Here is a 17,236-nt window from a genome sequence, read left to right as displayed (position 1 = left end):
CAACTAAATACAATTGGCATCCATTACCTGTCCAGATACCGCCATTAATTCATTTATGTTAACCCAACCACCAATATTTTGATTTTGGTCAACACCTTCAATTGAAAATGAAAGGCTTATATTGTTTGGAAGTGTCAGAGTTGATCTTTTACCAATACAATTTTGAGCTTTTTGCAAAGAATCCACCTTTACACCGTCACACGAAATTGTATATCTTTGCAGAGGAAAATAAATTAATACTCCCTTTAAAGGATCATACGTCTTTATAAAACCTTCAACTGTTGTTCCATCACGGAAAGATAATCTGATCCATCGCTTTTGGTGATAACAAGCAAGAATTTTTGAGAATAGGCCTTGTCTGTAGTCATAGTAATATGGATAGAAAGGCTGGTAAGGATAATTTGGATACAATGCAGCCTCCCCCTTTCTTTAATCAGTAAATCTTTTCATGTATATGAGGAAAAAAAGAGATGGTGCTTGCGGTCTGAAAAATTACTTCCTTTGAGCCATGAGAACCGTCCCTATGGCTTTCTTTATTAAACTTTATTTTCAAATCTAGTACAGGAGTTGTACCAGATTTTTGCTAGATTAATATAAATAGTATTGTAAAGTATTAATATACTAAAAGGAGGTGTTGATTTTGGAACCTAAATGGCTCGATTGGGCAAAGCAGCTTCAGTCTATTGCTCAGACGGGATTAACGTATTCAAAAGATGTTTATGACTTGGAGAGATTTGAGTTAATAAGAAATATTAGCGTGGATATCTTAGCCCATTGCACAAATATGGAAAGGCAAGTAATCAAGGATTTATTTGCTAGCGATAAAGGTTATGCAACACCTAAGGTCGATATTAGAGCAGTAGTCTTTAAGGATGATAAAATACTGATGGTTAAGGAAAATTCCGATGGAAACTGGGCATTACCCGGCGGCTGGGCTGATATTGGACTTACCCTAAGCGAAGTTGCTGTTAAGGAAGTAAAAGAAGAATCGGGATTCGATGTGAAAGCAATCAAATTATTAGCTGTAACCGATAATAAATGCCATCCGCACCCTCCTTCAGCTTTTCATATTTATAAAATATTTATCCTTTGTAAAATAATAGGAGGAAAGCCGTCCAAAGGCGTTGAAACAAGTGAAGTAAAGTTCTTTGCTGAAAACGAACTCCCGACTCTCTCAACAGCCCGGAATACATTATCACAAATTGAAATGGCTTTTCAATACTTAAAAAATCCACAAGAAACCGTTTATTTTGATTAAATTCATTTTGCTATCGTTACGGTCCTCTTAAACAGTTTTTTTAGTCAAATCTAATAATGATCCCCGCTTTATCATCTTGACGCAGATGATTTTTTTTTTCAAATTGCTCTAATTCTAGGGAATAAACGTCAATACCAGACCTTTGAATCTTTTTAAAAGTTTCTTCGATTGAAAGATTGGGGTGAAAAAGCCCATCTGTTATCATTAATAATGTTTTGATTTCAGGAATATTTACTTGACCATGCTGAATGAAATCTATCACTTCTTCCTTTCCATTCGCTACCGTGTAACCATGTTGTTTATTCGCCAATGATCGATTAAAGACAAGCTGTTTAGTAATATCCTGAAAATACTCCTCACTTGGTAAGTTCATTCCTTGTTTTCTTTGTTCCTCTCGCCATACTTTTGCTCTTTTACTTATATCCTTTACGGTATCCCTTGTTAAGGCTTGTATCATACCGTTTTGATACTCAGCAATGATCATGCAGTCACCCAGCTGGGCATAAGAAATCCTGTCGTCTTTTTCAATTTTTATCACTGCCGCACATGTTGACCAAAGATTTTCATTTTTTGCCTGATCCACCTTGTATTTTTTCATTTGTTCTCTCAGCATTCTATTCGCGGTTACGATTCCTTCAACTAACGAAAGGTTACTTCGGTAGAGTCTTAAGAAATAATCTTTAAATAAATTAGCTGCTAAATATGCACCGTTCTTTCCGTTTTCATCCTTAAATGGTATTAGAGGTGTAACCCCATCAAAAACACCATAAACATTTAAGCCTTGATTTAATAAGACTGAATCTTCACTTACACCTTTTTGTGGGGCAGCCCTTAAAAATGACTCAACCTTCATTGGTTGTTCACCTCTTTTTTACATTTTTATTTAAAAAAACACTTTTTCTACAGTAAATCCCCATTGGCGGAATTTAGTGCATCCAATTTTTCACTTTAAGTTAGAGAAAAGCGAACAGTGCTGGACTGTTCGCTGGTTTTAAATGTATTTCTACGTTTTATTTTTATGAATGGTATGAAGGATTTTCTTTATGATTCATTTTATTTAAGACATTAAAAAATACCCACACTGCATTCATTAGTAACAAGGCACCCGTAATAAGAAACACTGATCTGATTCCAAAATAAGATGCCATCTGTCCCCCTAAAGTTGCTCCTCCAAATACCCCTAAATACCCCGCTGACATGGTAATGCCAAACACTCTGCCCGTAAGGAAATCTGGTGTAATTTGCTTAAGCAATGTATTTACAGAAGGCATTAGTCCTGCTGATGCTAATCCTATCATAAATCGTAACCCCATTAACTCCCAGGGATTTTTTACAAATGCTTGCGGTATAAACATCAATCCGGCCACAATAAGTGCAGCAAAGATGACATATTGTGCTCCAAGTTTATCCGATAATCTGCCAAGTCTTGGAGCTGCCAGGATACTAGCCAGTCCCGCTGCCGAGAATGTCATTCCGGCTAACAAAGCAACATGGTTTGAGTTTTTTGTTAATAATGTAATATAGATTGTAATGATCGGTTCAATCGAATAAAGGGCAAAAGTTAGGATAAAGAAGGTAACAAATAAAGTTATCGTTAAACTTTTTTCTGGAACCTGACTCCATATTTTTTTAATAGGAAGTACTTTTTTATCTTGGCGATTAAAGGTTTCCTTTACAAAAATAGCAGTGGCAATAAAGGAAATAAGCAACAAAGCGCCTGTTATAAAAAATACATTTTGCAATCCCGTGGTCTCTTCCAAATAACCACCAATCATCGGACCAATCAATGAACCTGCTGTACCTGCAGTTGAAAGTGTACCCAGCGCAAATCCTGCATGTTCTTTATCTGTTTGAGTCGCAATCAAAGCTGTACAGGCAGATCCATAACCTGAAATCACACCTAGCAATAATCTTAATCCAATTAGTTCAAAGACATTGTGTGCAAACCCCATACATCCAATAACAATTCCCATCCCAAGGCTCGCCCGCATGAGCATGGGCTTTCGTCCGTACTTATCTGCCGCACTTCCCCAAATTGGTGAAAACACAGCTGAAATGATAAAAGTAGCGCCAAACCCAAAACCCGAATATTGAGCAATTAAAGCCGGATTATGGACTCCGAGATGGTTAATATACAGAGGTAATACAGGCGCTATTTGGCTCATCCCTATACTGGACATAAACATTCCAAACCAACAGACAATTAAATTCCTTTTCCAAATTGGCATAAATGGACGCTGTCCTTTCCTTTTGTTATAAAAAACCAACAAGTACCTCTTAGAGTTAAGAGGCGCTTGTTGGTTTTACACGATTCTTTCTAATAATTGATTACTTCAATTTAATGTATTAATCCAAGTGTCCACAGTCTGAATATCTGCTTGGCGTGGAAATACCTTTTCCATGAGAACGCGGTGAACTTCAGAATCAGCATCGAGACAAGCATCCGAAAGCACTGTAATAGCAAAATCTTTATCGCCCGCTTCCCTCAATGTAGATAAAACAACTCCACTGGTAGAAATGCCGCTAAGAACAAGTCTGTTGATTTGTTGGGCACGAAGAATGACTTCCAGATTGCTGCCTGCAAATGCACTGAATCGATACTTCGTAATAACGGGTTCATTTGGTTTAGGCTGAACAGCTTCGTGAATTTGTGTGGCTGAATCAGAAAGGGTCATGCCTCCATTTTTAGAAATAGCAAAGAATGCTTTATTTTGTGGGCTGACTTCCGGATATCCCTCGCTGAATCCTACTCGAATAAAAATAACAGGGATATCGTTTTGACGAGCTGCATCAATAGCTTTCTGAAATGGTTGAAGAACATCTGTATTTTCTGCAAATCGGCTTACAATACCATTCTGCAGATCCATTACTAACAATGCGCTTTTATTATTTTGATTTTGCATATGTTGTCAGTTCCTCCCTATTGGGTTAAAATTAAGCGGAGAGTTCTCCTCTTAATACTAAATGGAGACCTCTCCGTTTGTCAAGTTCAAGATATGTATTGAATTTTTTAGGATGTGATAGCATGATAAATGACGAGAATACACCCCGTATTCGGACCGAACGTCGTGATGCGGCCAAGAATCGTCAGCTTATATTGGATACTGCCCATAGACTATTTGAGCAATTTGGTGTTGAACAGGTAAGTATGAATCAGATTGCCACCGAAGCACAAATAGGTCCGGGAACACTTTATCGCCGTTATCGAAACAAAGGTGAGCTATGCCAAGATTTGATAAAAGACAGTGTGGATCTTTTTTTCGAGGATATTGAAGAATACTTGAAGGAGAACGGTCAAGTACCGCCCCATCAAAAATTGAAAGAAATCCTAAGCTTTTTTATTCGTTTTAGGGAAAAAAAAGCACAGCTGCTTACTGGAGTCGAGGAAGCCAAGTCAACGAATCCCCTTAAGCCGCGAACCAAAAGCCCTTTATATGCTGAATTACATCAGATATTGGTCGAACTATTTGACGAAATGGAAGCAAACGAAAACACCTATTCGCAAAGTGCTTTTAAAGCGGATATGGTGCTAATGGCATTGAGCAGCGATTCGTATTTTTTTCAAAAGGATGTACGTGGGTACTCACCTGAGGAAATTTTGGAATTGCTATTCATTACTTTTATTGTCAAATAATTCGAGTAATTTATATCCTCCCAAAAGGCGCATTCTTTTTAAGAATTGCGCCTCCTTTATCTGCTATATATAAACTCGTTATGCTATGTACTAAGAAAATTTCCATCCATAACAAATGTATTAACTTCAGTTCCAATCAATATAACAAGGTGCTCATTTCCATCACTCCTTTATTGATGATGACTTATTAAAGTTTAGAGTGATGGAAAATTTGTGTAATTACTCTTTTTACTAATTGTTTTCAACATTTTTAGGATCTAGAGGATGATAAAAAGGGAATGGATGGTAATGATGAACTTCTACAAAGTCACTATGTCGAAAGAACAACGTAGGTTCGGAAATATCGAGTGAATAACCATCAGATGAAGAGCCCCCTGCAACCGTCACTTGAACGAGGTCACCTGATTTTCGGATGTCACCGCTGACAATAACAGATAAAATCCGCTGACTGTTTGGTTGTGTAGTATTTGATTCTGTTGGATTGGTAACAGACAAAGGAACAGCCATTCTCGATACTGTGTTCGGTGGAAGTGATATATCCTTTGCCGGAAGGAGCGGGGAAAATGAAACAGGGGAATCAACTGGATCTGAAGAAGTTGAAGATTGCTTAATCATAGCCCTAACATTAAGTGTTCGATTGGTTAGATTGCTTAATGTCACGATTATAATATTTATAGGGTGCGTACCTAGAGTGAAATTGGGAATAAGAAATGGGCCTGTACGAAAAATCGCCATAATTGAATCATCCTTTCAATAGTTTATTCTTTCAATACTTTAGTTAATGCAAAAGGACAACTATTTGCAAGGGACAAATTATCGAGTCCTTGCTAATAATTTAAAATTAATTTTCCATGGCTCCTTAACATCCTCTGTATTCGAATTTGCCTATGATGCTATTATTCTCGTGAATAAACATCCAGCCATTACAATGGTGAGTAAAGGATTTACCGATTTGTTCGGACTTACCAAGAAGGACGTTTTGAATAAATCGACGACTGATCTGTTTCCTACAAGAAAAAATGCAGCTAAGAATGGTCGACTGCAACTTCAACACTTGCATCAGTAGTTCAACAAGAAAACATCTATTATTTCTTCAATTGTTTGTTTTAATTTAAAGCATTCTCAAATTAACGGTTTAATAGATACTAGAAATAGTAGAATACCCTAGCAACTTAATACTTCCTTTCATATTATATAGCAAGTCTAATATAGAAAGGAGGTCGTTTGAAGTGAAATTAAATTATGAACGTGCAAAGCACTTAGAAGGCAGGGTCATACGCTTTCGACATGAAAATGGAGAATGGGTCGTAGGTAAAGTCGTAAGTGTTAAAAAAGATGGGTTGGAAATTGAGGAATTAGATTCTTCCTACTCAAATAAGGGTGATGGATATGCTTTTCCGTTTTTTAGTCCATTCTTCTGTCCATTTAAGTGTTTCTTTTTTGACCCCTTCTTCTTTTTCTTTTAAATAAAGGTATGAGCAAGTCGTTTTCTGATAATGCAGATACTTCTTTGCCTGCTTAAGTAAATTACTGATAAGGACAGCTTGTAAGTTTAAACTGTCCTTTTGTTTTTACCCGATCCATCGGAAAACGAGATTGAGGGGTTAAAATGAGCTTCTTTTTTTATTTTTGAGGACTTTTTTTGAGCGAAACGAAAAAAACACCTTCAAAAATGACTTTTGAAGGCGTTTTTTGCAAATTCGGAAAAATGTTAAATGGTTTTCACTGGTTCCTAGGATCGATTGGATGAATATTTTTGAATTCTGGATCAATTCAACTATTAAATTCATTTATCAATTTAATTGTTTCACTTTCAAAGGCTTTTTCCCCTTGCTCACCTGGATGATTTCCCCGATAATACTGATAGCAATTTCTTGTGTTGTTTCCGCCCCCATTTCTAATCCGATTGGGGAATGGACCCTCTCCAGCTGTTCCTCGGTGACCCCTTCGTTTTTTAATTTATCAAAAACGTGTATGACCTTGCGTTTGCTGGCGACCATTCCGACATAGGCACACGGGAATTGCAGTGCTGTTTTTAAGACAATATCATCACCATCTTTTGTTACAATCACCACATATGACTTTTCATTAAGATTGGCTGCAAGCAAAGCCTTCTCTATATCTTCGTCCACAAAAAGGTTGGTCGCATTCGGAAAACGTTCCTTCGTACAATAACCAATTCGATCATCCACAATGCAATAAGGAATTTCGAGGAAATCCGCGAGTTTTGCCAAGGCATGGCCTAAATGACCAGCTCCACATAGAACGAGTTCAGGCCTGCTTGTATAGACTTCAATAAACACCCGTAACGTTCCGCCGCAACTCATTTGAATTCCGTCTTTTGCATGTCGATTCAATTTATATTCAACGATTTTCGATTGGCCGTTTTGGATGGCCTTTACACTTTCCCCAATGATATAGTGTTCAGCCAAGCCCCCACCGACAGTCCCTTCAATCGACCCATCACGGTATACAATCATTTTTCCAACATGCCTGGGAGTCGAGCCCTTGGATTCTATTATCATAGCTAAAGCAAAGGTTTCGTTTTGACGAGTCAGCATGGCGACTTTTTCCATTAGTAGCATGAATAGCCCTCCCCCTTTTTTGAAAAAATCATTTCGTTTGATATTGCTTTAAGCTAAGAAAATAGCGTAATAGATTTAACGCAACAATTTTTCTGTAGACGGCCGTGGAGCGCTGATCGTCGATTGGCCGTATGATTTTATCAAAGTCTGCCACAATCTCAGCAATGTCTGAATCGGCTAATGGGAGGGTTTTTCCAACCAGCTTCTTCTCAATATTTAGGGAACGAACCATCGTCGGTCCGACCGCCCCGAAGGCGAAGCGAACATCTTCGATTCGAGCATCATTGATCCGGATATAGCCTGCAAACCCTACTTTTGCTATCGCATCTGCGTTACGGTTGCCGACCTTCTCAAAAACGACATGCGCATCTTCCTCTAATACGGAGGGGAGGATAATCTCCGTTACGATTTCATTAGGATCGCGCTGCACCCGCCGCGGCCCTTGAATAAAATCGTTAATCGCCACGATCCGTTCACCGTTGACGGAGCGGAGCCGAAGTTTTGCATTATATACATACAATAATGGAAGCGTGTCACCAGCTGGGGAGGCGTTGCAAATATTGCCTCCTAAGGTTCCCCGGTTTCGAATAGCCGGGGCCGCAATGGATTTAATGGCGTTTTTTAAAGCAACAGGAATTAACGCATGTTCTAATAATTCACTATAGGTGCAGCAGGCTCCGATGTGGAGATCCTTTTGATTTTGATTTACCTGCTTTAATTCGGAAAGATGATCAATAAAAACAACCGATTTAAGAATTTTCGGTGGTACGCCCCTCCGGCTTTTGTGAAGAACCATGACATCTGTGCCTCCGGCGATAATCGCACAGTCTTCCTTATTCAATTGGCTCAAGGTTTGCTCTAAACAATCGAAGCGATAGGCGGTTATTTTTTCTGCCATAGGCCGTCACCTTTTTTCGCTGCCAGATTAATCGCATCCACGATCATATTGTAGCCGGTACATCGGCACAGATTTCCAGAAATGCCATCCCGAATTTCTGCCTCTGTGGGATGAGGATTGTTGGATAACAAAGCGGCACTAGCCATAATCATCCCTGGAATGCAATAACCGCATTGCACTCCTCCGGCATTGGAGTAGCTCTCGTCTAAAAGCTTAAATTGTTCCGTTTCCATGATCCCTTCAATCGTTTGAATATCGGCACCGGCAATCGCGCCAATCGGAATCAGGCAGCTGTTTTGCAGGAGGTTATTGACAAACACACTGCAGGCCCCGCATTCCCCTTCCCCGCAGCCTTCCTTTGTTCCGATTAACTCAAACTCATCTCTAATTAAATCTAGTAATCTTGCAGTAGGAGGTGCGTCCGTTTCTACGATTCTTCCATTTAGGGTAAATTTAATCAATCACCTTCACCTTCTTTCCTCCAAAGGCTTTCAATAATGACTTCCGGTGTAATCGGAATTTGCTGAAAAGAAGTTTGCAGTGCATCCTCGATCGCTGCCTGGACAGCAGGAGCGCCGCCGATTAACGTCAATTCACCTGCACCCTTCGCCCCGTATGGACCATCGGCATAAGGGTTGTCAAAGACCTTGCTGTCGATGGACACCACATCCATTGCAGTTGGCGGGCCATAATCCGATATGCTTTTTTGTTGGATTCTGCCTTCCTTTGACGTCATTTTTTCCAAATAGCCGTACGCTAACCCTTGAGCCAAACCGCCGTCAATTTGGCCTTTCATAATCCGTTCATCGATAACCTTCCCGACTTCATAATTGCCGTATACTTTTTCTAGCTTTACATTTCCTGTTAACGTATCTACTTCCACTTCCACAATATTCACACCCCAGGAATAAGCCGGGTAGGCATCTCCCGTAAAGGTTTTCTCGTCCCATGGAATCATTTCTCGGTGAACATAATGCTCCACGGCTTCCTGTTCCACTCCGCTTTGCCACTGAGTCTTCAGTTTTTTGGCGGCCCGTTCGAGCAATTTCCCGACAATCATTGTCGTCCTCGAGGCAACAGTCGGACCGGAGTCTGGAACCTCTTTTGTATCGGGATCAGGATACAAAACTCTTTCGTACGGCAGGTCGAGTTCTTTGGCAACAATTTTACTCAATGTCGTATAGATTCCTTGTCCCATGTCAGAATTGGAGATTTTTAGCGAAACCAGGTCGTCCTTTGATTTCAGCAGCTTGACCGTTGCTTTAATATGATCTCTTTCGCCGCTGCCTGTAAATCCGCAGCCGTGGAGGAACAATGAAGTTCCAATGCCTTTTTTATAGCGCAGATTTTGTGGATTGTTATGCTGAAACTCCGCTTTTTTCGTTTTGTATTGTGACGCGGTAAGCAGGTCCTCTATCATATCTTCGACTAAAATTGGATCTCGGAATATTCCTTTGGTGATGGTGGGGTCTCCTTGTTTGACGAGGTATTTTCGTTTATATTCTAACGGATCGAAGTTTCCTAGTTTACTAAGGTGTCCGATATGGCTTTCAATTCCGGCAAAGCTTTGCGGCGCACCAAAGCCTCTGAAGGCGCCGTTCGGAACGGTATTGGTTTTTAAAACATAGCCTTTAGCATGGAAATGTGGAATCTTATAAACACCGGCACTGTTTATTAAGGCACGCTGCAGCACGACTTGGCTCAATCCTGCATTCGCTCCGCCATCGAGGTAGATGTCCACACACATGCTTAAAATATTTCCTTCCTTATCAAGGGCCGTTCGATAATTGAGTTTGGCCGGATGCCTTTTCGTCGTCACCACCATATCCTCAGATCGGTCGAATACGAGCATCACCGATTTTTTGACGGCTTTTGCCGCAACGGCTACGTGACAAGCCATCATTGAAGGAAACTCTTCTTTGCCGCCAAAGCCTCCTCCGGTCGGGCTTTGTACCACCCGGACTTCATCCGCCCCGCAGTCTAACGCGCTAATCAATGCATTTTTTATATAATAAAGACATTGCATCGATCCCTGGACGACAATTTCATCTTCCCTATAAATGGCTAGCATTCCTTGCGGCTCAAGGTAAACATGTTCCTGATAACCCGTATCATATTCTTCTTCGATGATTTGATGGGCTCCCTGCTCAATCGCTGATATGTTCTCCAAGCTTTCCCCGAATTCATAGCTTGCCATAGTGATCCCGGTTGCCGATTTTTGTTGGATTGCTTCGTCCAATGTATAGACAGCTTGATGTTCCTCAAAATCAATCTTCACTTCATCTAACAAACGGTAGAGGGTATTCAGGTCTTTTCCAACAAGCATGAGTATCGGCTCGCCAATATAATTAACCCACTCATTGGCAAAAATGGGCTGATCCTCTTGAATAATTTTCACATAATTTGGTCCAGATATATGCTCGGCGCCTACCGCTTCATACCCTTCCGGAAGAGTTGGTAATTGAATGGATTTGATTTTTCCATAAGCAATTGGCGACCGAACCAAAACACCATACACCATATTTTCCACTTTCACGTCACTAATATAGGGCAGCTGGCCCGATACTTTACCTTTATGATCCTTTTTGGGCACTGAGGTACTTATGTCTTTGAGACTCATTGCAACACATCCTTCGACACATTGTTTGTGGAGCAAAGGGACAGTTCTTTTCGTCTTAACTAATCTGGTTTAAGCTATGAGAACCGTCCCTTTGGATTTTGGACCTGTTTCTATGATTCATTTTTATTCAAAAAATATCTAGAACATTCAGCTTTATCATATTTAATCGCATTTTGGTAATCTTCAATCGTATCAATGTCCATTAATACACCTGGATCGTCTACGTTCAGGTATGTTTTTTCGTAACCGCCTAAAACCACACGCAAATTACTTTCAGGATTGGTTTCGAGAATTTTCTGTTTCACATTACTTGATAACTTGATAGGGTGGCCGCCTTTATAGTGAAAGCTCGGAATCACTACATCTCCTTTGTGTTTGGCTATTTGATGAACCGTCTCTTTTTTTACAAGGGGACAATCCCCGGGTGTGATAAAGAAGTCAGGGGCATTTACCTCGTTACAGCCCCTTTGAATGGAGCTAAACATTCCCTGGTTAAAGTTATCATTGTATACAAACTTGAACTGAAAGGAGAAAGCATTTTTACTGCGGAGTTTTGCCACCTCCTTTTGAATCAATTCCGCTTGATGCCCAGCTACGACGATCACTCTGCTGCATACACCTTCAAATTTAGATATCGTTTGCTCCAATATGGTCATTTGCCCCAGTGGCAAGGTCATTTTGAAGGCATTGGCCCGGGTGGAATAACCTGCTGCTAGAATAATTGCTTCCATAATATCACCTTCTACCTATCAGTTTCCTAGACCTAAATGGTAATCGTTCATTTCTTCAACTCTTATTTTCTATTTTATGGCCGGTATCTTTTTTGATGAACTAATTCTTTAGGACAATCAACCATTAAATCTAAATCTATGAAACATTAATTCATGCCTTTTCTTATAATAGGGAGAAATGTCCTTCATAGGGTACATGAAGGACAAAACCTATCTAGTAATCGGACAACGGTCGATCAAAGAGGTTTTTAACACCCGATCCCATTCTGAAACTGAGAGCTTTTCTCCTTTTCTATTAACTTATTTTGATTTCTGGTCAAAATATTTCTTTTGGGCCATAACACATTTTCTATACTTCTGCCCATATTTGATATAGACGGGCTCTAATATCCTTTCTGTGTGTATTATATAGTGTAATGTCTAAGTTATTTTCCATCTTCAGAAAGGAAGTGTAAAAAAATGGATAATGCCATACCACATTTTGCTGGTTCTAATGTTATTCCTCAGCCAGCATTATCTTACGGCTGTGCAGCGCCTGTATATGGAGGTTGTTTTCCTGCTCATGGATGCAACGAATTTATCATCATCGTAGTACTGTTCATTTTATTAATTATTGTTGGTGCAGTTTGTTTCTGCTGAAAATAAGCTCTATTAAATAATCCTCCTCTATAATCCAGAGTGAGGATTATTCCCTTAACAAAAATTGACTGGTTGGGGGAAGGAATTTAAAAAAGAGGTAGTAAGGTGTTTCTTGAAATAAAAAAGTTCCATGTCCAGAAAAGACATAGGAACTACATAATTGAACCATTTTTATCTTTTAACGATTTTTAGTGGAAGATTCTTCACACCATGCACGATAAATCCACGAGCCATTTCCAGCGGTTCATCATTTATCCTTTCGAAATGAGGAATTCTAGATAGCAGCAACGATAAGGCAATTTTTGCTTCCATTCGAGCTAATGGGGCGCCCAAGCAAAAATGAATACCATGACCAAATGCTATATGCGGATTCAATTTTCGATTCATATCAAATTGTTCCGGATTCGCAAACTTATCGGGATCACGATTCGCAGAACCGATCCACGCGATGATTCGACTTCCTTCAGGAATAGTTGTGCCGCTAATTTCAATATCCTGTTTCGCAAATCGGAACATGGCTTGCACTGGAGAACGATAACGCAGCGTTTCTTCAATTGCAGAAGGTAGTAGGTCCAAGTTGTTGCGAAGTCGTTCCAACTCATCCGGCTGCTCCAATAAGGTAAGGACCGTATTGCTAATTAGATTTGTTGTTGTTTCGTTACCGGCAACCAGCAAGAGCCAGCAAAACGATAATACATCTTCTTCGCTTAGCTGCTGATGATCCTCCTCTGCCTGAATTAAGGCGCTGATAAGATCACCTTGTGGATCTTCTCTTCGTTTGGTAATAATCTTTCGGAAATATTCATTCATTTCCTGGTGTGCTTTTGTCGAGTCTGCACTCGTTCCACCAATTGCTTGATCTGCGGAGGCAACGACTTCATCTGACCAATACTTAAATTGTTCGCGGTCCCCACTTGGAATACCGAGCATTTCGGCTATGACGATAACAGGTAGAGGATAAGAGAGGTCTTGTACAAGATCAAAATCTTCTTTATCTGCAATTCGGTCAAGAAGCTCCTTCGTAATGTCATGAATCCGCGGCTCAAGTGCTTCAATTGCTCGTGGAGTAAAAGCGCGACTGACAAGTGAACGCAATTTCGTGTGTCGTGGCGGATCACTCGTAATCAAACTGGAGTTCATTCTGGTTTGCATGGAGACAGTTGCTTGTGGCAAGTTTTTATCAACGTATTGTGATGAAAATCGAGTATGATCTGATAGGACTGTTTTAACATCTTCATAGCGAAAAACAGACCAGATGTTGTAGGGTTCAAAGAATAGTACCGGTTGTGTCTCACGCATCATTTTGTACATTGGATAAGGATTCCGGCGTATTTCCGGTGAAAAGAATGATTCCATTGTATCAGCCCCATTAATTAATGATAGTTAAGTCTACCAATATTAATATAACCTAACCTCTATATTAATGACTTATTTTTGGAATTGCACTTAGGATGATGTTCCCTATTGCTTCAGGGTCACTTTAAATTTAACAGTATATAATGTAGGACTTTTCAAATAAATAGAAGGAGAAAATCCTTTTGTTAAACAATCACTTACTTATCTATGTTTCACCTTTTTCTTCTTTATATATCCGTTCTCCGTTTTTGGGATTCACATAAACACGTTTTTTTACCTTTGAAACAGGATCAATAAACACTTCTTGTGTTGGCTCAAAATCTAGTGATAAATCATCAACATTATCTTTATAGCGTCTATCTTTACGTTTGGAATAAATCCAAAAGAAAAGTACTAAACAAATTTGAAAGACAAGATAATACAAAACCCATTTCATTTTTACTCTACCTTTTCAACTACGACCGCTGTCCCGTAGGCTACTATTTCGCTCATATTTTGGCCAATTTCTCCTGAATCAAATCGAAACATCACAACGGCATTCGCACCCATGGCATGAGCGTTTTGCGTTAATCTGTCCATGGCTTGTTTTCTGGCATCCTCAAGCATTTCCGTATATTCATGTATTTCTCCGCCCACAAGTGACCTAAATGCTGCAGTCAGCTGACCAGCAAAACCACGACTTCTCACGACCAGGCCAAAACAAGCCCCTTTTATTTCTTTAATTTTATAGCCATCGATTTGCTCTTTCGATACTACTAACATACATACTCCCCTTTTTAATAAGTATTAATCTACTATTCATTATAAAGGGAATATTTACAATTGTCGTTAAAAGTTTACAGCTAGTCCAAAAATATTCCAAGAGCTGCAAACATAAAAAAAGAATACTCCTTCAGTTAATGACTGAAGGAGTTTACTTTATCTTTGTAAAAATGATAAAAACTCAGCTCTGGCATCTGATTGTTCAGCAAATACACCATGAGAAGCGGTGGTAGTAGTGGAAGCGTTCGATTTTTTTATCCCTCTTCCACACATACACATATGTTTGGCTTCAATGACGACCATCGTCCCTCTTGGCTGAAGAATTTCCTCGATTGCCTCGGCAATTTCGTTGGTGAGACGTTCCTGTACCTGAAATCTCTTAGCATATCCCTCCACTAAGCGTGCCAATTTGGACAGACCTGTTATTTTTTCATGGGGTATATAACCTATATGAGCTACACCGAAAAATGGCGCAAAATGGTGCTCGCAAAGTGAATGGAATTCAATGTCTTTCACTAGAATTAGTTCCTTATGATTTACATCAAACGTTTTCTCTAAATGAATTTTCGGGTCTTCCCGGTTTCCTTCCGTATACTCAAGAAATGCTTTTAGCACGCGATGCGGCGTCTCTTCCAGGCCATCCCGATCAGGATCATCCCCGCATAATTCAATCAGGTCTCTAAGGGCTGACAAGATCTTAAAAACCTGAACATTATTTTGATTGTCCCTAGAGTAAGGATCACCAATTATTCCAGGAAATTTATTAGAAAGAGACTCTAACTCTTTTATAAACATAGTTTCACAGACCTTTCTCTTTCGCTAACCGTAGTCCTCTCTGGATCAATTCAGGGAATTCCGGATGAAGCGTTTGAATTCCGACCAATTGTTGAAGGAGGACATTTTTCCAAGAAGAAAGTACTTTAAATTGTTCCATGAGCTCAAAGATTTCCACTCGCAGCAGCCAATCCTCTGAAAAATCAGCGGAAAGTTTCTCGAATACTTGCTTCAGTTCTTCTTCCAATTCCTCACGGATCATGACCGTTTCTCTTAATCTCCTTACATCGCTGTAAAGCTTTTCAAGCATGGTTTCTTCCTTTTTCTGCAATGGCTTCTGTACCACTTCTTCCATATCGGAGTAAAACTGTTCGGAGTCTGCTGCTCCGGCAAAGACAGAGGTAATCGTCTCTCCCACTACTAAGTCAAAGGTGCCCCATTCTGGATGATAGAGGATCACATCGTTGAATGAAACGGTACAGTTATCGAAAGAAATAACGAGAATCCTGTTTTGATCACGAAGGAATTGCTGAGGAATTCCTGTCACGGTCACACCGCTTTCATATTGAAGAGTGTACTCTTTTCCTATCTCCATTTCTCCTAGCGGACATGTGGATTTTTTCAATCTTCCAACTGGGGCACCGAATCCATCCCCATGTTTACCCTTGCCGTGTCCTGGCAGTTCTTTATGATTAAAGGCTATAGCCGATGGCCCTTTTGTTCGAATGTAGCAAGCCTCACCATTCGAATCTTTTAAAATGGTACTTACTGTTCCAGTTAGCTGAACACCAGAATCATATTGGATGGTCGCCGTATGGTTAGAGCGGCGTGCCTTTTCGAGGCTTTCAGTCCCGCCTTTATTGAAGGCCATATTGCTGGCAAATTCCTTAACCGCCTCTATTAACTGCTCAAAACTTTCACATACAAACAATTGTGGCTGAGGCTTTGTGATATCAAAGCCGGTTTCAATTACAGTCTGTAAATCAAATGGCCGCTTTTCGACCGAATCCGATAGACTACTTCTTCCTTCCGCCACGGAAGATAGAAGTCCGGCACCATAAATTTTGGGCTCCTCCATCGTGCCGATTAACCCGTATTCGACTGTCCACCAATACAGTCTGGAAATTTGCTCTGCCTCTGACAGTTCGGTGACATTCGCTTGTTTTTCTTCAAAAAGTGCTTTAACTGCAGCAATCTCTTCTTGGTTAGCTGTCCCGCTTTCTAAAAGATTGGAGTATGCTCTAGTGGCTTCAAACAATTCATGTTCTTCGCTTGTGGCAAGTGCCTTTGAACCAATGCTTCCAAATAGTTTTACATATTCCGAGAATTTCTCGTCTACTAGAATGGGAGCATGTCCCGCGGCTTCATGAATGATATCAGGAGCAGGAGTATATTGAATGTTCTCCAGCTTCCGAATGTCTGACGCAATCGGTAAAATGCCATGGGCCTGAAAATCGAAGAATACCACTCCAGGAATGAATCCATCAATGTTGGCGGCACTCCAGCCAAAAGGTGAAAGTGCTTCGTTCATATCATGGACATTCGGAATTTTTTCAATAGAAATACCAGAAGATGTTAAACCACCAGTGTATGCTTGATGGGCAGATTCTTTTAGGAAATGATGATTTTGTCTCATTACATAACGCCAAACAGCCTGGTCAATCGCTGTGTATTTTTCATATTGCTGATCCACTACATATTTTTGTAAATGCTTCGGAATTTTCGTTAAAGTTGCTTCCATTTTCTGCCACTCCTTGTTAAAAAATAAAAAAGAGAGTCCTCCATCCCAAATAAGGGACGAAGAAGCTCTCCGCGGTACCACCCTTTTTGACCCAATCGAGTCCACTCTAAAAAATATGCCCATAATGCTGCATGTGTAATTCGTACCTCTTCTCACCTGGACTTTCACCACCCGTCCAGTCTCTATTGACTGTTAAGAAAGGTACTACTAGAATGCTAGGCTGTTATATCCACCAACA

General features: G+C 40.0%; 20 protein-coding genes. 5 read left to right on the top strand and 15 right to left on the bottom strand.

What is annotated here, in order from left to right; translation table 11 throughout:
• Positions 1-3: 3 nt before the first annotated feature.
• Positions 4-411, bottom strand: a complete 408-nt coding sequence (locus tag PH210_RS05380) for a hypothetical protein (protein WP_289983636.1) — start codon at positions 409-411, stop codon at positions 4-6.
• Between the two features lie 229 nt (positions 412-640).
• Between PH210_RS05380 and PH210_RS05375 the strand changes: the two genes are divergently transcribed.
• The gene (locus PH210_RS05375) at positions 641-1,258 is read left to right on the top strand and encodes an NUDIX hydrolase (RefSeq protein ID WP_289983635.1); all 618 of its coding nucleotides are present in this window, start codon (positions 641-643) and stop codon (positions 1,256-1,258) included.
• Positions 1,259-1,298: 40 nt separating this feature from the next.
• Here PH210_RS05375 and PH210_RS05370 read toward each other — a convergent pair whose 3' ends face one another.
• The 3 genes from PH210_RS05370 to PH210_RS05360 form a co-directional block, all read right to left on the bottom strand.
• Positions 1,299-2,111, bottom strand: coding sequence for a protein phosphatase 2C domain-containing protein (locus tag PH210_RS05370; protein ID WP_289983634.1), 813 nt, complete (start codon positions 2,109-2,111; stop codon positions 1,299-1,301).
• A 163-nt stretch (positions 2,112-2,274) separates the two neighbouring features.
• A complete protein-coding gene (locus tag PH210_RS05365) occupies positions 2,275-3,486 on the bottom strand; it encodes a multidrug efflux MFS transporter (protein ID WP_289983788.1) in 1,212 nt (403 codons plus the stop codon).
• Between the two features lie 105 nt (positions 3,487-3,591).
• Entirely contained in the window at positions 3,592-4,161 is a 570-nt protein-coding gene (locus PH210_RS05360) for a cysteine hydrolase family protein (protein ID WP_289983632.1), read from the bottom strand.
• Positions 4,162-4,283: 122 nt separating this feature from the next.
• Between PH210_RS05360 and PH210_RS05355 the strand changes: the two genes are divergently transcribed.
• Positions 4,284-4,892: a TetR/AcrR family transcriptional regulator gene (locus PH210_RS05355; RefSeq protein WP_289983630.1), complete on the top strand. Its 609-nt coding sequence runs from the start codon at positions 4,284-4,286 to the stop codon at positions 4,890-4,892.
• A gap of 231 nt (positions 4,893-5,123) precedes the next feature.
• Here PH210_RS05355 and PH210_RS05350 read toward each other — a convergent pair whose 3' ends face one another.
• Positions 5,124-5,627, bottom strand: a complete 504-nt coding sequence (locus PH210_RS05350) for a hypothetical protein (RefSeq protein WP_289983629.1) — start codon at positions 5,625-5,627, stop codon at positions 5,124-5,126.
• A gap of 64 nt (positions 5,628-5,691) precedes the next feature.
• Here PH210_RS05350 and PH210_RS05345 point away from each other — a divergent pair, with 64 nt between their 5' ends.
• Together PH210_RS05345 and PH210_RS05340 are read left to right on the top strand one after the other, a co-directional pair.
• On the top strand, positions 5,692-5,958 hold the full coding sequence (locus PH210_RS05345; protein ID WP_289983627.1) for a PAS domain S-box protein: 267 nt from the start codon (positions 5,692-5,694) through the stop codon (positions 5,956-5,958).
• A 163-nt stretch (positions 5,959-6,121) separates the two neighbouring features.
• Positions 6,122-6,358 (top strand): hypothetical protein, encoded by a 237-nt coding sequence (locus PH210_RS05340; protein WP_289983626.1) that lies wholly within the window; start codon positions 6,122-6,124, stop codon positions 6,356-6,358.
• Between the two features lie 327 nt (positions 6,359-6,685).
• Here PH210_RS05340 and PH210_RS05335 read toward each other — a convergent pair whose 3' ends face one another.
• The 5 genes from PH210_RS05335 to PH210_RS05315 all read right to left on the bottom strand — a co-directional run bounded on the left by PH210_RS05335 (position 6,686) and on the right by PH210_RS05315 (position 11,726).
• The gene (locus PH210_RS05335; protein ID WP_289983624.1) at positions 6,686-7,477 is read right to left on the bottom strand and encodes an XdhC family protein; all 792 of its coding nucleotides are present in this window, start codon (positions 7,475-7,477) and stop codon (positions 6,686-6,688) included.
• A 28-nt stretch (positions 7,478-7,505) separates the two neighbouring features.
• Positions 7,506-8,375: an FAD binding domain-containing protein gene (locus tag PH210_RS05330; protein WP_289983622.1), complete on the bottom strand. Its 870-nt coding sequence runs from the start codon at positions 8,373-8,375 to the stop codon at positions 7,506-7,508.
• The gene (locus tag PH210_RS05325; RefSeq protein ID WP_289983620.1) at positions 8,360-8,836 is read right to left on the bottom strand and encodes a (2Fe-2S)-binding protein; all 477 of its coding nucleotides are present in this window, start codon (positions 8,834-8,836) and stop codon (positions 8,360-8,362) included. The genes PH210_RS05330 and PH210_RS05325 overlap by 16 nt, the downstream gene beginning before the upstream one ends.
• Positions 8,833-10,995, bottom strand: coding sequence for a xanthine dehydrogenase family protein molybdopterin-binding subunit (locus PH210_RS05320; protein ID WP_289983618.1), 2,163 nt, complete (start codon positions 10,993-10,995; stop codon positions 8,833-8,835). The genes PH210_RS05325 and PH210_RS05320 overlap by 4 nt, the downstream gene beginning before the upstream one ends.
• Positions 10,996-11,105: 110 nt before the next feature.
• On the bottom strand, positions 11,106-11,726 hold the full coding sequence (locus tag PH210_RS05315; RefSeq protein WP_289983616.1) for a nucleotidyltransferase family protein: 621 nt from the start codon (positions 11,724-11,726) through the stop codon (positions 11,106-11,108).
• Between the two features lie 459 nt (positions 11,727-12,185).
• Between PH210_RS05315 and PH210_RS05310 the strand changes: the two genes are divergently transcribed.
• Entirely contained in the window at positions 12,186-12,365 is a 180-nt protein-coding gene (locus PH210_RS05310; RefSeq protein ID WP_289983615.1) for a YjcZ family sporulation protein, read from the top strand.
• 171 nt (positions 12,366-12,536) lie between these two features.
• Here PH210_RS05310 and PH210_RS05305 read toward each other — a convergent pair whose 3' ends face one another.
• From PH210_RS05305 to PH210_RS05285, 5 genes are all read right to left on the bottom strand, one after another.
• Positions 12,537-13,721: a cytochrome P450 gene (locus PH210_RS05305; protein WP_289983614.1), complete on the bottom strand. Its 1,185-nt coding sequence runs from the start codon at positions 13,719-13,721 to the stop codon at positions 12,537-12,539.
• 205 nt (positions 13,722-13,926) lie between these two features.
• Positions 13,927-14,157 carry a hypothetical protein gene (locus PH210_RS05300; protein WP_289983612.1) on the bottom strand — a complete coding sequence of 77 codons (231 nt, stop codon included), beginning with the start codon at positions 14,155-14,157 and terminating at the stop codon, positions 13,927-13,929.
• A 2-nt stretch (positions 14,158-14,159) separates the two neighbouring features.
• Entirely contained in the window at positions 14,160-14,483 is a 324-nt protein-coding gene (locus tag PH210_RS05295; protein ID WP_289983611.1) for a heavy metal-binding domain-containing protein, read from the bottom strand.
• A 156-nt stretch (positions 14,484-14,639) separates the two neighbouring features.
• Positions 14,640-15,278: a GTP cyclohydrolase I FolE gene (gene folE / locus PH210_RS05290; RefSeq protein WP_289983610.1), complete on the bottom strand. Its 639-nt coding sequence runs from the start codon at positions 15,276-15,278 to the stop codon at positions 14,640-14,642.
• A gap of 4 nt (positions 15,279-15,282) precedes the next feature.
• Positions 15,283-16,998 carry an aromatic amino acid hydroxylase gene (locus PH210_RS05285; protein ID WP_289983609.1) on the bottom strand — a complete coding sequence of 572 codons (1,716 nt, stop codon included), beginning with the start codon at positions 16,996-16,998 and terminating at the stop codon, positions 15,283-15,285.
• Between the last annotated feature and the right edge of the window lie 238 nt (positions 16,999-17,236).

The sequence above is a fragment of the Paenibacillus sp. BSR1-1 genome (assembly GCF_030403775.1).
GTDB lineage: Bacteria > Bacillota > Bacilli > Bacillales > Cytobacillaceae > Neobacillus.
Note: the sequence above shows the minus strand (reverse complement) of the source record. Positions and strands in the feature narration are given on the sequence as shown.